Origin of the sequence: Bacillus sp. FSL K6-0993 (genome assembly GCF_037977205.1) — a bacterium.
In the GTDB taxonomy this organism is placed as follows: Bacteria; Bacillota; Bacilli; order Bacillales; family Bacillaceae; genus Bacillus; species Bacillus subtilis.
In genome coordinates, this window is record NZ_CP150275.1 from 1,760,064 (window position 1) to 1,774,315 (window position 14,252).

The following is a 14,252-nucleotide window of genomic DNA, read 5'->3' on the forward strand; positions in this document are numbered from 1 at the left end:
TGAAAAATTCCCTAAATGAAAATTCGGAAGGAGGCGAGGGAATGGCTAGACCGCGGCAACCTGTTGACTTGCTACTGGTGAAAGGGAAGAAACACCTGACACAGCAAGAGATTGAGGAGCGTCGAGCACAGGAAATAAAAGCACCAAACGACAAAGTAAAAGCTCCATCATATTTGCCAAAAGACTTAAAAAGAGAGTTTAAAAAGATAGCGGACGAGCTGAAAAACATCGGGATTATGACCAATTTAGATGTTGATGCGCTTGCCCGTTTTTTGTTTGCCCGGAAATTATATTTGCAAGTAACAGAGCAATTAATTGAACGGGGTCCGATGAAAACAGTGATCGTTAGAAAATTTGATGATGACGGGAATGTAATAGGCGAAGAAGAAAAGGTTGTTCCGAATGATGACTATTCTGAACTATTGATAAACCAAGACAAGTTGTTTAAACAATGCCGGCAAGCTTCAAGCGATTTAGGACTGACCATTTCCTCTCGCTGTAAACTCGTCATCCCGAAAAAAGATGATGGGAAACCGAAGTCAAAAGAGGAAGAACGGTTCGGGGGCCGCATGTAATGCAAGAGGTTACTGCCGAAATTCTCATAGAACGGGTGTGGTCATACGCTGAGAAAATCCGTTCCGGTGAAATCAAGGCAAGCAAAAAGCACAGATGGGCAGTTGATCTTTTTTTCAAGGTGTTGACCGCTATGCAGAAGATGACTGAAGGTTTACTGAAACAATAAAAGAAGCCCCCTTCAATAAGAGGGGCTCCTTTTATATCTATAATGTTTTAAGGTGTTCTTTAATTTGTTCAATGACCTGCTTAAGCCATTCTAATGGAGTTGTATCATCTTCAGGAAAGTATATACCATCAGCTGCTTCTTCTATAAATTCAATCTTGTCTTCTTCTGAATAATCACTATTTACAAACTCAGTTAGTGCTATTAAATCTCTTTCTTTTAGTTTCTGTGATGCTTCATTTAGATATTCATTAAGAGCATCTTCAGGAGACTCTATATCTTGGTGGAAATGTCCACCGAGAAATCTAAATACAGGATCAGAAAGTTTGATTTCAATCACTATATATCACCTCGTTGGGTAGCCTGTAGTATAAAGTTACAATCTTTATTTTTCTTTAATACTATTCTAGCGTTATTCATATTTTTAACTTCATTTGAACATTTACGAACTCCTCTTCCTATAACTTCGGTTTCCTCTATAAGGAAACGGTAATGTATCGTCAATATCACTATTTAACCACTCTTCAATTTCCTATTTATGGTTTAGTTAATGTTTCATTAGCGACTCTTTCTGCAGTTGGCCTATCAGTGAAACTAGAAAAGCACGTATCTTCTTGTTTATCTGTAGCCTCTGTAATAACTCTTCATCAGTCTTACCGATTTATCTTCAATAATACTTTTTAGTAGAGGAGTGTTTTTTACGTTATACGTATTGTCGATGTCTTGAGCAATCCCGACAAGTGCAAGATCATTCTTACTTTTAATGAAAGATTTGATATAGGCTTTTCCTTTGTTTTATCCCTTTATTGATATGAGTTGCTACTGTTCCACCTTTAACCACTTTACTACTTTAGAAAGAAAGCTTGGTAGTGGTTTGCACTGCGGCACCTGCACCTTTTGGACCAACGATATTTCCTATCGTAGCGGGGGTGGTAAGCATTGATCCATTCTCTGAATGGATCAATGCTTTTTTTGTACTCCTTCGAGTGTCAGATTATAAGAAACGGTTGTAAACGTGTGAGCAGTGTTAACGCATTATACTTCATGGTTCCTCCGTATAACAAAATTTCCATTTACAGTCAATTGGGATTAATGTATATTTTGAGTGAGGAGGTGGAAACATATGGCATGTGGTCCGAAGATCATTATCTTTTTGGATGAACTTGATGATCCGAATGTAAGAATCATTTTAGAATGCAGAATTTAAATTACAACATTGTGTTTTGCTCCCTGTTCGTGTGAACAGGGAGTTTTTTTCGTTTATATAACTGGTGATGTCCAAATATAAGGTGTTATGAATTCTCCATATCTGCCATCGGCATTTTAAGCTGCTTCTCCATTAGGCTGGTCATCAAAAGCAAGTTCAGTGAAAGCCATCACTGCTGATATCACAACAAGCAAGATATCTGGAATATAAATAGACTGCATAAAGTAATCTGCAAAACAGATCGTTATAAGATTGCTGATAAAATACAGTATAAAAGCAAAAAGTGCAGTCTTTTTAAATGAAAGTGATTTTGCCAAAATGATAGAGATAATCTTTGTGAGTGGGTCTATGATTAAACCTACAGCAAAGCAGGCTAAAATAAATAAAGCTAATGTTTGATTGGAAGCGTATGTGATGCCCAGTATAGAGAATAAGCCTTTCATCCCGAAGAAAAAGCCGCCGAGAATGACTGCAAGCGCAATGGCCGCGATAAAAGTGATAGATACAATTCCGATTAATTTTGATCTCAGGTTAAAATCTTTAGAGTGCTCGTTCTGTTCTTTTTGGTTCAAGTATGACACTCCCTTCACCTGCTTACTCATACAAACAGTTACCCTTGAATCAGCCCAAAATATCTATAAGTCTGTTTTCTGACGAAAATAGTATAGCATATTTTAACAAAACCAAAAAAGGCTCCTTCCACTGGGGAAGGGCCTTTTTCATCATGTTAACTCCTGAGATTCGCCGAAGCTTTCTCTTTTTTTGGCCAAATAAAATAGCTGGCTGTAATGAGAAAGTCAATGCCTATAATGACAGTCCACAGTTTAAGAATGCCGCTCAATGCCTCGGTTCGGGCATAGTCATTGATAAAATAGATCATCCCTGCCAATAGTCCCGCACCAATTAAGTAGGCCAGCACATGTCTTAGCCAGCCTTTCGCACCGTGTTTGGCATGATCCATTCCAAAACGTTTCAGCGGTTTTGCGCCTTTTTTTGTCACATAATATTGAAATTTTTCATCTGCCCATTGAATCATTTGTTTCCCATAAGCGATCGATATACCGATGTAAACAGCTGCAATCCCATGGGCTGCGGTCGCTGAGGCTCCGCGGTAAAGGTCCACACCAGTTGCCGCTAACAAGATCAAATCGATAACTGGAGTTAAGGCAAGGAATAGCAGTCCTAATGTATGTCGTTTGAATACGTAGCGTACAGCAAGCCCCAAAACAATGACAACCCAAAACGCAATTTCACAGAAAACAATCATCCATGCGATACCGTTCAATCCATTCCCCTCTTTTCAATACAGTTGTATTATTTAAATAATATGTTATCATCTTTGTTTTTGTAACACAACTGTATTATAAAAATTGCTCTCTCATTTTTTTCTTGTTACAATAAAGCTATGCCAAAACAAATTGACCATGAGAAAAGAAGAAAACAAATTGCAGAAGCAACGTGGCGCGTCATTTTAGAACGAGGGATGGAAGGAGCATCAGCCAGGAACATTGCAAAGGAAGCAGGATTGTCATTAGGTGCGCTGCGCCATTATTTCTCTACACAGGATGAATTGCTTGCTTTTGCAATGAAACTTGTCCAAGAAAAGGTGACGGACCGAATTAAGGACATTGCAGTGAGGGATTTGCTCCCTAAGGAAAAAGTGTTGCAAATTTTGCTTGAAATGGTCCCAACGAATGAAGAAACGATTAGAGAGATGGAGGTTTGGTTTGCTTTTACTGCTTACGCCAGACATAAAAAGGATATGTTTGATGCGAATCATGACGGGATTTTCAGCGGCATGCGGAATCTGATTGCCTATTTAGATGAATCCGATTTACTGAAGAAGAATGCTGATAAAGACATTGAAGCTGAGAGACTTTACGCGCTTGTTGACGGCTTGGCTTTACATGCCATGCTTGACCCTGTGCGAGTGAATAAAGACCGAATTAAGCGGGTCATTATGCAGCATGTAGAGTCAATTTGCGTGGAAGATACACGTGAGACACAAAAACGACATCCTTAAGGCACTAGTGCGAAAAGCGATTCTTGTTGGGCATGCGTCCAAAAGAGTCGCTTTTTTATATTCAAAGAACAAGGATCTCTGAAAAAAATGGAAAACAATCATGCTGTTTGGTAAAGTGGAATGAAAGACGGACTGAGGGGTGAACACTGGTCCATCGTTTAAGAACTTTACATGATAGGGATGGTATAAATGAATCTTACTTACAAGGTGCATCCAATTAAAACAAGGTATCAGGGCTGGACGAATTATTGCTATATCATTGAAGATATTGTAAGCAGATCTGCAATTGTTGTTGATCCCTCATGGGAATTGAGTAAGATAACCACTACACTTTCTGAACTCGAAGCGGAATTAAAGGCAGTCGCATTGACACACTCTCATTATGATCATGTAAATCTGGTAGACCCGCTGACGAAGATGTTTAACGCTCAAGTTTATATGTCAAAAAAAGAAATTGATTATTATCAATTCCGATGCAGAAATTTAATTAGCCTAGATGATCATCAGACGATCAGCATAGGAAACACAAGAGCACAATGCCTTCTCACACCGGGGCATACAGCCGGCGGAATGTGTTATTTGTTTTCTGAGAGTATTTTTACCGGAGATACGGTGTTTACAGAAGGATGCGGCATATGTGAGGATGATGGCAGCTCTGCGGAAGAGATGTTTGATAGCATTCAAAGAATAAAGTCGGAGGTTTCACCCCATGTACGGGTGTATCCTGGTCACTCATTTGGCAAATCGCCCGGCCATTCGATAAAGGATCTTTATCAGCATAATATTTACTTTCAAATTGATAAGAAAGAATATTTTGTGAAATTTCGCACTCGTAAAAACCAAAAAGGTATTTTTGATTTTAAATAATCCTTCTGAATCTATTATCCTATTTTTCTTCGAATATCTAAATGATTTTTATTTTCGAAAATGATTACATAGAAGGTGTTATTTATTTTGAAAACTCATTTGAAAGAAAATGAAGCGCATTATCATGATATGGCGCCCTATACGTAATCCGGGTCTTTTTTCTTATGTTCTGTTATATCTCCTGATCCTTTATTCCTCAATGGAAAAAAGCAGAAAAACAATCGAGCAAACTGTAGGAAAAATTAACTTGACGGATAATATTTACAGAGGTTACCATCAACATGAACATGCTACTATTTATCCGGTCATCACTATTATTAAATCATACAGAAGTGAAACACATCTACTAATCGGAAGGGTGGCTTTGAGAGAATGATCACATATGTTTTTCCAGGTCAGGGTTCACAAAAACAGGGAATGGGCAGCGGCCTATTCGATGAATTTAAAGAACTGACGGATCAGGCAGATGAGATCTTAGGATATTCAATCAAACGTCTTTGCCTGGAAAATCCTTATTCCAATTTAAACAAAACGCAATTTACTCAGCCGGCGTTATACGTGGTAAACGCACTAAGCTATCTGAAAAAAATCAAGGATGAAGGAGTTAAACCTGACTTTGTCGCCGGGCACAGCTTGGGTGAATACAATGCATTATTTGCAGCTGAAGCCTTTGATTTTGAGACAGGTTTACAGCTTGTCAGAAAAAGAGGCGAACTGATGAGTCTGATAAGCAACGGCGGTATGGCAGCTGTTATGGGACTAAATGAAGAGCAGGTTGCAAAGGCTCTGAAAGAATATCATTTACATGATGTTGATATCGCTAATGTGAATGCCCCATATCAAATTGTAATTTCAGGAAAAAAAGATGAGATTGAAAAAGCCGCATCTCTTTTTGAAGCGATGACTGAAGTTACAATGGTACTCCCCTTAAACGTAAGCGGCGCGTTTCATTCCAGATACATGAATAAGGCAAAAGAAGAATTTGAGGAGTTCCTTCATGCCTTTTATTTTTCGCCTCCGTCTATCCCGGTTATTTCTAATGTGTATGCCAAACCGTATACATACGAATTCATGAAACAAACGCTGGCTGATCAAATTAATCATTCAGTGAAATGGACTGACAGCATAAGATACTTAATGAAAAAAGGCCATATGGAGTTTGAGGAGGTAGGGCCTGGAAATGTTTTAACTGGGTTAATTCATCGCATAAAGAAAGATGCGGAAGCAATGCCACGCTAAAGCATTTGCTCCTATGGCCATGTATCTCATCAATCAGGTCTAAACATAGATTTCCTTTCATTTAAGGTATAAAGTTTTAAAGATTCAATCGTTCGATTGACACTGTTTCTAATTGAATAACTTTATATACTGTTACATAAAGAGGCTGATAAATTAAGTTAGACATTTGAACTATGTCAGCCGGTCTGTCAAACCATCGCTCCCACATCTAGATGGTCCATTTTTTAACCGCACCCACCAATCATAGAGTCGATGTTCTTTGCTGATCCTGTTATCATGTTACATCAATTTTGAGATATCAACATACATCTACGATCACGTCATAAATGAACCGCATCCAGAGCACCAATAGCAATCCATCCAAGTTGAATCTCCTTTACTTTTTCACATATGTCTTTTCCATTTATTAATTTCATTTCAATCGCTGCTATGTGCTTTTACAACATACATGAAAATAAGAAATCCAATAGCCGTCATAAATATAAAAAAAGAAGGTTATACACATGAATGAACCGCTTGTTTTTATGTTTTCCGGGCAAGGTTCCCAATACTATCACATGGGGAAAGAACTATTTAAGGAAAATACCGTGTTTCGCCAATCAATGCTTGAAATGGATGCCATTGCAGCACGGCGAATCGGCACATCCATTGTTGAAGAAATCTACCATCAAGATAAACGTGTGTCAGATCCGTTTGACAGTATTCTTTTTTCCCACCCCGCCATTTTTATGATTGAGTATTCCTTATATAAGGTTTTGGAAGACAGGGGAATTTATCCTGATTACGTATTGGGATCAAGTCTGGGAGAATTCGCAGCAGCGGCAGTTTCTGGTGTGTCAGACGCAGAGGATATACTGGATTGCATACTAGAACAGGCTATTATCATCCAAAATTCCTGTGATAAAGGAAAAATGGTGGCCATTCTGGACAAACCGCAATTGCTGAATGATTATCCGCAACTGTTTGGAAATAGTGAACTCATTTCTATCAATTATGATTCGCACTTCGTCATTTCTGGTGAAGAAGATCATATAAGGAAGATTATGGAGGATTTAAAAGAGAAGCAGATTCTTTGCCAGCTGCTTCCTGTGTCCTATGCCTTTCATTCTTCGCTTATTGATCCGGCAGAGAGTGCCTATGCAGAATTTTTAAGATCAAAATCTTTTAAAAAACCGTCAATACCGATTGTATCGAGCTTAACGGGAAGCTGCCTTCACGTAATGGACGAGAATTTCTTTTGGAATGCGGTCAGAAAGCCAATGATGTTTCGTGAAGCGATTCGATATTTGGAAAGCCAGCATACATGCAAGTTTATCGATTTAGGGCCATCCGGCACCTTAGCTGCTTTTGTGAAACAGCTGATTCCGGGTGATTCAGCTGACCGTTGCTGCTCAATCATAACACCATTTCATCAGGAGCTGAAAAATCTGAATACGGTTGAGTATTTCCGTACACCAGAAAGGAAGTTTACAAGATGATTACATATGTCTTTCCAGGGCAAGGCTCCCAGCAAAAGGGGATGGGACAAGGCCTATTTGAACAATATCAGCATTTGACTGATCAAGCAGATCAAATATTGGGCTATTCAATAGAGAAGCTATGTACCGAAAAATCCTATTTGGATGTAAATCATACTGAATACACGCAGCCGGCTTTGTACGTTGTTAATGCACTCAGTTACTTGAAGAGAGTGGAGGAGACCGGCAGAAAACCTGATTTTGCGGCAGGACATAGCTTAGGAGAATACAATGCGCTGATGGCAGCCGGTGCATTTGATTTTGAAACCGGATTAAGGCTCGTCAAAAAAAGAGGAGAATTGATGGGACGAATTACAGGGGGCGGAATGGCTGCTGTGATCGGCCTGAGTAAGGAACAAGTTACAGCCGTTTTAGAAGAGCACCGTCTTCATGACATTGATGTGGCAAATGAAAATACGCCCCGGCAAATTGTGATTTCTGGCCCGAAAAAAGAGATTGAAAAAGCTCGGGCTATTTTTGAAAACACCAAGGATGTAAAGCTGTTTCATCCATTAAATGTGAGCGGAGCTTTTCATTCCAGATATATGAATGAAGCCAAACAGGTATTTAAGCAATATATTGACTCATTCCAGTTTGCACCTTTGGCGATCCCGGTTATCTCCAATGTCTACGCAGAGCCATACCATCAAGACAGATTAAAAGATACATTATCTGAACAAATGGACAACACAGTGAAATGGACGGACAGCATTCGTTTCCTGATGGGAAGAGGAAAAATGGAGTTTGAAGAGATTGGGCCTGGAGCTGTTTTAACCGGTCTCATTCATCGGATTAAAAATGAAGCTGAACCATTGACATATATACCGAAAAAGAACCCCGCGATCAGTGCGCATCTAAAGGAGCAACGCAATGTTCAAGCTGGGATTACGGCAGAATCTTTAGGAAGTGCTGAATTTAAACAAGATTATCATCTTACATATGCTTATCTTGCAGGAGGAATGTACCGCGGCATTGCTTCGAAAGAAATGGTAGTAAAGCTGTCAAGAGCGGGAATGATGGGGTTCTTTGGCACAGGAGGTCTGAGCCTGAAAGAGGTTGAAGATGCGATCCATGCTATACAAGGTGAATTAGGGAAAGGACAAGCCTACGGCATCAATCTGGTCCACAATATGAAACATACTGAATCAGAAGAAAAAATGATCGATCTTTTATTGAGGAATCAAGTGAGCATTGTGGAAGCTTCAGCATTTTTAAGTGTCACTCCCGCATTAGTAAGGTACCGCGCAAAAGGAGTGAAACGAAATCAAAATGGTGACGTTATATGCTCAAATCGTCTCATAGCAAAAATATCACGGCCGGAAGTTGCAGGATCATTTCTGAGTCCTGCGCCTGAGAATATGCTGCAAAAGCTTTTAGGAGAAAATAAAATCACTATGAACGAAGCTGAGTTGTTGCGGTGCATTCCGATGGCTGACGATATTTGTGTAGAAGCTGATTCAGGCGGTCATACAGATGGCGGTGTGGCATACAGCCTGATGCCGGCGATGACATCTTTAAGAGATGAAATGATGAAAAAATATCAATTTCGGAAAAAAATAAGAGTTGGTGCAGCTGGAGGGATTGGAACACCTGAGGCAGCGATGGCGGCTTTTATGCTAGGGGCTGATTTTATTCTAACAGGCTCAATCAATCAATGTACGGTTGAGGCGGCAACAAGTGATAAAGTAAAGGATTTGCTTCAGCAGATGAATGTACAAGATACAGCCTATGCGCCTGCAGGTGATATGTTTGAATCGGGCAGTAAAGTGCAGGTGCTAAAGAAAGGCGTGTTCTTTCCCGCACGGGCAAACAAGTTATATGAACTGTACCAGCGGTATGGGTCTATACGTGAGCTGGATGCAAAGATGCTGTCCCAGCTTGAGGAGAAATACTTTAAACGCAGTATAGAAGACATATATAAAGATATTGCATTGCATTATCCCGCGGCAGACATTGAGAAGGCTGAACAAAACCCGAAGCATAAAATGGCTTTGATTTTCCGATGGTACTTCAGATACAGCTCAAAATTGGCAATCAGCGGAAGCGAACATTCGAAGGTCGATTATCAAATTCACTGCGGTCCCGCGCTGGGAGCCTTTAATCAATGGGTTAAAGGATCGCAATTAGAAAATTGGCGAAACCGCCATGTGGATGAAATCGGGAAAAAATTAATGATAGAAACGGCAGTATTGCTTCATGAACGGATGCAATCGATGTATCAGCCGTCGCATGAAACAGACAACATAAAAATGAAAGTTTGAATATTATGAAAATATACCTATAAAAAATCATTAAAATAATCCCTTGAAGGAGAGAGCGTATTATGGATAAACAGAGAATCTTTGAAGTACTAATCACCAATATTTGCGAGGTGCTTCCTGAATTAGACGGACACAGATTCGAGCCTGAAGATCAGTTAGTTGAGTTAGGAGCTGACTCTGTAGACAGAGCTGAAATTATCACGATGGTGCTAGAGGATTTATCGTTAAAAATCCCTCGCATTGAGCTATCCGGGGTGAAAAACATCGGTGAATTAGCTGAGGTGCTTTATGACAAAGTGCAATCTGCCTGAGGTGGTGGTGACCGGTGTAGGCGTCACGGCCTCTATCGGTCAAGGGAAAGAGGACTTTGCTTCCTCGCTCTTGTCCGGCAGACATGCCTTTGATGTCATGAAGCGTTCAGGCAGACAAAAAGACAGCCGGTTTATCGGAGCCGAAATTGCGTCATTGTCTTATCCTGACCGACTCTCTAAAAAAATGTTGCGAAAAGCATCATTTTCCAGCCGCGCTGCATTGGTAACTCTCACAGAGGCTTGGGAGGAGGCTGAATTGGACGATTCAGATTCCTCACGTATCGGACTGGTTGTTGGCGGGTCAAATTTTCAGCAGAGAGAAACCTTTGAAGTTTATGAAAGGTATCAAGACCGCTCCGGTTTTATTTCTCCGGCGTATGGTCTGTCTTTCATGGACAGCGATCTTTGCGGGATATGTACAGATCAGTTTGGCATCACGGGATTAGCATATACGGTGGGAGGAGCCTCGGCCAGCGGCCAGTTAGCAGTCATTCATGCAATTCAGCAAGTCCTGTCAGGCGAAGTTGATACTTGCATAGCACTTGGTGCTTTAATGGATCTTTCTTATATGGAATGCGAGGCGCTAAGGGCTTTAGGCGCTATGGGGACGGACAAATATGCTGATGAACCTGAAAAAGCGTGCCGTCCCTTCGATCAAAACAGAGACGGGTTTATCTATGGAGAATCGTGCGGTGCATTGGTAATAGAACGAAAGGAGACGGCTTTACGAAGAGGTCTCAAACCTTATGCAGCATTGTCTGGCTGGTCAATCAAACTGGACGGAAACCGGAATCCTGATCCTTCATTAGAAGGAGAGATTCATGTCATCCAGAAGGCACTGGAGCGTGCCAGGCTTTTACCAGAAGATATTGATTATATTAACCCTCATGGAACAGGCTCTTTTATTGGAGATGAAATAGAATTAAAGGCGCTCCGTGCATGCCGGCTTTCCCATGCTTATATCAATGCAACAAAATCGATAACCGGACACGGGCTTAGTGCGGCGGGCATCGTAGAGATTATTTCTGTTTTGCTGCAAATGAAAAAGTCTGCCCTGCATCCGAGCCGGAATTTGGATCATCCAATCGATGATTCTTTTCATTGGGTAAATAAGAAATCGATTTCATACCGCATCAAAAATGCGCTGAGCTTAAGCATGGGGTTTGGCGGAATGAACACCGCGGTTTGTATACAAAACATTGAGAAATGTGGAGGCGAATCATAAATGGTTTCAGCCGGAATAGAAGCGATGAATGTCTTTGGCGGAACGGCATACCTTGATGTCATGGAGCTGGCCAAATACAGACACTTAGATACTGCGAGATTTGAAAATTTATTAATGAAAGAAAAAGCGGTAGCACTGCCTTATGAAGATCCCGTGACCTTCGGAGTCAATGCAGCTAAGCCGATTATTGATGCTTTATCTGAAGCAGAGAAAGACCGGATTGAATTGCTGATCACTTGCTCTGAATCCGGGATCGACTTTGGGAAATCGTTAAGTACATATATCCATGAATATTTAGGTCTCAACCGCAACTGCCGTTTGTTTGAGGTTAAACAGGCGTGTTATTCAGGGACAGCGGGATTTCAGATGGCGGTGAATTTTATATTATCCCAGACTTCTCCGGGTGCCAAAGCACTGGTTATCGCCAGTGATATTTCACGTTTTTTAATCGCTGAGGGCGGAGACGCTTTAAGCGAAGATTGGTCTTATGCGGAACCGAGCGCCGGAGCGGGAGCGGTGGCCGTTTTAGTTGGCGAAAATCCCGAGGTGTTTCAAATAGATCCCGGAGCAAATGGTTATTACGGCTATGAAGTGATGGACACGTGCCGCCCCATTCCCGACAGTGAAGCGGGAGATTCTGATCTGTCTTTAATGTCATATTTGGATTGCTGCGAACAGACTTTTCTGGAATATCAAAAGCGTGTACCGGGTGCCAATTATCAGGACACGTTTCAATATCTTGCTTACCATACGCCCTTTGGCGGGATGGTGAAAGGTGCGCACCGGACAATGATGCGTAAGGTGGCGAAGGTGAAAACATCCGGGATTGAGCCGGATTTTTTAACTCGTGTAAAACCAGGTTTAAACTACTGTCAACGGGTTGGAAATATTATGGGGGCAGCCTTGTTTCTGGCATTGGCCAGCACGATAGACCAAGGGAGATTTGATACGCCTAAACGAATTGGCTGTTTTTCCTACGGATCCGGCTGCTGTTCTGAATTTTACAGCGGAATTACAACTCCGCAAGGCCAGGAGCGTCAGCGAACATTTGGTATTGAGAAGCATTTGGACCGCCGCTATCAGCTCTCCATGGAAGAGTATGAGCTGCTGTTTAAGGGGAGCGGGATGGTGCGGTTTGGGACGCGCAATGTAAAGCTGGACTTTGAGATGATACCGGGCATCATGCAGTCCACTCAAGAGAAGCCGCGCTTGTTTTTAGAAGAAATTTCTGAGTTTCATCGGAAGTACAGGTGGATCTCGTGACCTATCAAACGATAAAGGTCCGCTTTCAAGCGTCGGTTTGCTATATTACCTTTCACCGTCCTGAAGCGAAAAATACGATTAATGACACGCTGATAGAAGAATGCTTGCAAGTGTTAAACCAATGTGAAACATCAACGGTGACGGTTGTCGTTTTAGAGGGGCTTCCCGAGGTGTTTTGTTTCGGAGCTGATTTTCAAGAAATCTATCAGGAAATGAAAAGGGGCAGAAAACAGGCAAGCTCCCAAGAGCCTCTCTATGATTTGTGGCTGAAATTGCAGACTGGCCCTTATGTCACGATTTCGCATGTCAGGGGAAAAGTGAATGCCGGCGGTCTTGGATTTGTATCTGCCACAGATATTGCCATTGCTGATCAGACGGCGTCATTCAGTCTCTCTGAGCTGCTATTCGGCCTGTACCCTGCTTGTGTTTTACCGTTTCTGATCCGCCGTATCGGCTGGCAGAAAGCGCATTATATGACGCTTATGACAAAGCCGATTTCCGTTCAGGAAGCCAGTGAATGGGGGTTAATAGATGCTTTTGATGCTGAAAGTGACGTGCTGCTGAGAAAGCATTTATTGCGTTTGCGGAGGCTGAATAAAAAAGGAATCGCACATTATAAACGGTTTATGAGCTCACTTGATCATCAAGTCAGTCGTGCGAAAGCCACCGCTTTAACTGCAAATCAAAACATGTTTTCTGATCCTCAAAACCAAATGGGAATCATCAGGTATGTTGAAACAGGGCAATTCCCATGGGAGGATCAGTAACCGTTTAAAAATGACAATCAGAACCGTTAGGAGGACATCATGACGCATTCTGTTGTAGAGCTTATCGAAATTGAATCCGCCATTATTCAGGTAAAGATGCAAGATCGCACTCATAAAAACGCGTTTTCACAAGAACTTACAGACGGTTTAATTCAAGCGTTTGAATACATACGGCAGAACCCCAAATACAAAGCGGTTATTTTGACAGGATATGATAATTATTTTGCTTCAGGAGGAACGCAAGAAGGACTGCTTCGAATTCAACAGGGATTGACCAAGTTCACTGATGACAATCTTTATTCTCTGGCGCTGGATTGTGAGATTCCAGTTATTGCGGCAATGCAGGGCCATGGAATTGGAGGCGGCTTTGTCATGGGGCTCTTTGCTGACATAGTCATTCTGAGCAGAGAAAGCGTGTATACGGCTAATTTTATGAAATACGGATTTACGCCTGGAATGGGCGCTACCTTTATCGTTCCTAAAAAACTGGGTTTCAGCCTGTCCCAGGAAATATTATTGAATGCGGGCAGCTACCGCGGAGCTGATCTTGAAAAAAGAGGGGTTCCTTTTAAGGTGCTGCCCCGTGCAGAAGTGTTAGATTATGCAGTGGAGCTGGCGCAAGAACTGGCGGAAAAGCCGAGAAACTCACTGGTTACACTGAAAGATCATTTGGTTGCCCCGCTTCGCGATCAGCTGCCGCGCGTCATTGAACAGGAATTGATGATGCATGAGAAAACATTTCATCATGAAGAAGTCAAAGGTAGAATCAAAGGTTTATATGGTAATTAACTGAAAATATATATAAATTTTGCAGGTGAAATGGAGGCAGCGTG

At 41.4% G+C, this 14,252-nt stretch carries 16 protein-coding genes; 13 read left to right on the top strand and 3 right to left on the bottom strand.

Going from position 1 to position 14,252, the window contains the following annotated elements; genetic code table 11:
- The first annotated feature begins 41 nt into the window (after positions 1-41).
- Together MHH79_RS09195 and MHH79_RS09200 are read left to right on the top strand one after the other, a co-directional pair.
- Positions 42-575, top strand: coding sequence for a phage terminase small subunit P27 family (locus tag MHH79_RS09195; RefSeq protein ID WP_340035094.1), 534 nt, complete (start codon positions 42-44; stop codon positions 573-575).
- Positions 575-742 (top strand): hypothetical protein, encoded by a 168-nt coding sequence (locus MHH79_RS09200; protein ID WP_340035095.1) that lies wholly within the window; start codon positions 575-577, stop codon positions 740-742. The genes MHH79_RS09195 and MHH79_RS09200 overlap by 1 nt, the downstream gene beginning before the upstream one ends.
- 37 nt (positions 743-779) lie before the next feature.
- Here MHH79_RS09200 and MHH79_RS09205 read toward each other — a convergent pair whose 3' ends face one another.
- The 3 genes from MHH79_RS09205 to MHH79_RS09215 all read right to left on the bottom strand — a co-directional run bounded on the left by MHH79_RS09205 (position 780) and on the right by MHH79_RS09215 (position 3,231).
- On the bottom strand, positions 780-1,079 hold the full coding sequence (locus MHH79_RS09205) for a contact-dependent growth inhibition system immunity protein (protein WP_100506584.1): 300 nt from the start codon (positions 1,077-1,079) through the stop codon (positions 780-782).
- A gap of 983 nt (positions 1,080-2,062) precedes the next feature.
- Positions 2,063-2,518 carry a regulatory YrvL family protein gene (locus tag MHH79_RS09210; RefSeq protein ID WP_100506585.1) on the bottom strand — a complete coding sequence of 152 codons (456 nt, stop codon included), beginning with the start codon at positions 2,516-2,518 and terminating at the stop codon, positions 2,063-2,065.
- Positions 2,519-2,673: 155 nt separating this feature from the next.
- Positions 2,674-3,231, bottom strand: a complete 558-nt coding sequence (locus MHH79_RS09215; RefSeq protein ID WP_014476847.1) for a hypothetical protein — start codon at positions 3,229-3,231, stop codon at positions 2,674-2,676.
- Between the two features lie 120 nt (positions 3,232-3,351).
- On the opposite strand from MHH79_RS09215, the gene MHH79_RS09220 reads away from it, so the two are divergent.
- The 11 genes from MHH79_RS09220 (at position 3,352) to MHH79_RS09270 (ending at position 14,208) form a co-directional block, all read left to right on the top strand.
- Positions 3,352-3,969, top strand: coding sequence for a TetR/AcrR family transcriptional regulator (locus MHH79_RS09220; RefSeq protein WP_063335375.1), 618 nt, complete (start codon positions 3,352-3,354; stop codon positions 3,967-3,969).
- A gap of 189 nt (positions 3,970-4,158) precedes the next feature.
- Positions 4,159-4,836: an MBL fold metallo-hydrolase gene (locus MHH79_RS09225; RefSeq protein WP_003231824.1), complete on the top strand. Its 678-nt coding sequence runs from the start codon at positions 4,159-4,161 to the stop codon at positions 4,834-4,836.
- 109 nt (positions 4,837-4,945) lie between these two features.
- Entirely contained in the window at positions 4,946-5,212 is a 267-nt protein-coding gene (locus MHH79_RS09230; RefSeq protein ID WP_120363368.1) for a hypothetical protein, read from the top strand.
- Positions 5,209-6,075 (top strand): ACP S-malonyltransferase, encoded by an 867-nt coding sequence (fabD, locus tag MHH79_RS09235; RefSeq protein ID WP_047182629.1) that lies wholly within the window; start codon positions 5,209-5,211, stop codon positions 6,073-6,075. Before MHH79_RS09230 ends, fabD (MHH79_RS09235) begins: the two co-directional genes overlap by 4 nt.
- 503 nt (positions 6,076-6,578) lie before the next feature.
- The gene (locus tag MHH79_RS09240; RefSeq protein WP_340035096.1) at positions 6,579-7,553 is read left to right on the top strand and encodes an acyltransferase domain-containing protein; all 975 of its coding nucleotides are present in this window, start codon (positions 6,579-6,581) and stop codon (positions 7,551-7,553) included.
- Positions 7,550-9,853 carry an ACP S-malonyltransferase gene (fabD, locus tag MHH79_RS09245; RefSeq protein WP_340035097.1) on the top strand — a complete coding sequence of 768 codons (2,304 nt, stop codon included), beginning with the start codon at positions 7,550-7,552 and terminating at the stop codon, positions 9,851-9,853. The genes MHH79_RS09240 and fabD (MHH79_RS09245) overlap by 4 nt, the downstream gene beginning before the upstream one ends.
- Before the next feature lie 62 nt (positions 9,854-9,915).
- Entirely contained in the window at positions 9,916-10,164 is a 249-nt protein-coding gene (locus MHH79_RS09250) for an acyl carrier protein (RefSeq protein ID WP_003231809.1), read from the top strand.
- Positions 10,142-11,389, top strand: a complete 1,248-nt coding sequence (gene pksF / locus MHH79_RS09255; protein WP_100506588.1) for a polyketide biosynthesis malonyl-ACP decarboxylase PksF — start codon at positions 10,142-10,144, stop codon at positions 11,387-11,389. Before MHH79_RS09250 ends, pksF begins: the two co-directional genes overlap by 23 nt.
- A complete protein-coding gene (gene pksG / locus MHH79_RS09260; RefSeq protein ID WP_015383707.1) occupies positions 11,390-12,652 on the top strand; it encodes a polyketide biosynthesis 3-hydroxy-3-methylglutaryl-ACP synthase PksG in 1,263 nt (420 codons plus the stop codon).
- A complete protein-coding gene (locus MHH79_RS09265; protein ID WP_340035098.1) occupies positions 12,640-13,419 on the top strand; it encodes an enoyl-CoA hydratase/isomerase in 780 nt (259 codons plus the stop codon). The genes pksG and MHH79_RS09265 overlap by 13 nt, the downstream gene beginning before the upstream one ends.
- A 39-nt stretch (positions 13,420-13,458) precedes the next feature.
- Positions 13,459-14,208 carry a polyketide synthase gene (locus MHH79_RS09270; protein WP_340035099.1) on the top strand — a complete coding sequence of 250 codons (750 nt, stop codon included), beginning with the start codon at positions 13,459-13,461 and terminating at the stop codon, positions 14,206-14,208.
- The last annotated feature ends 44 nt before the right edge of the window (positions 14,209-14,252 follow it).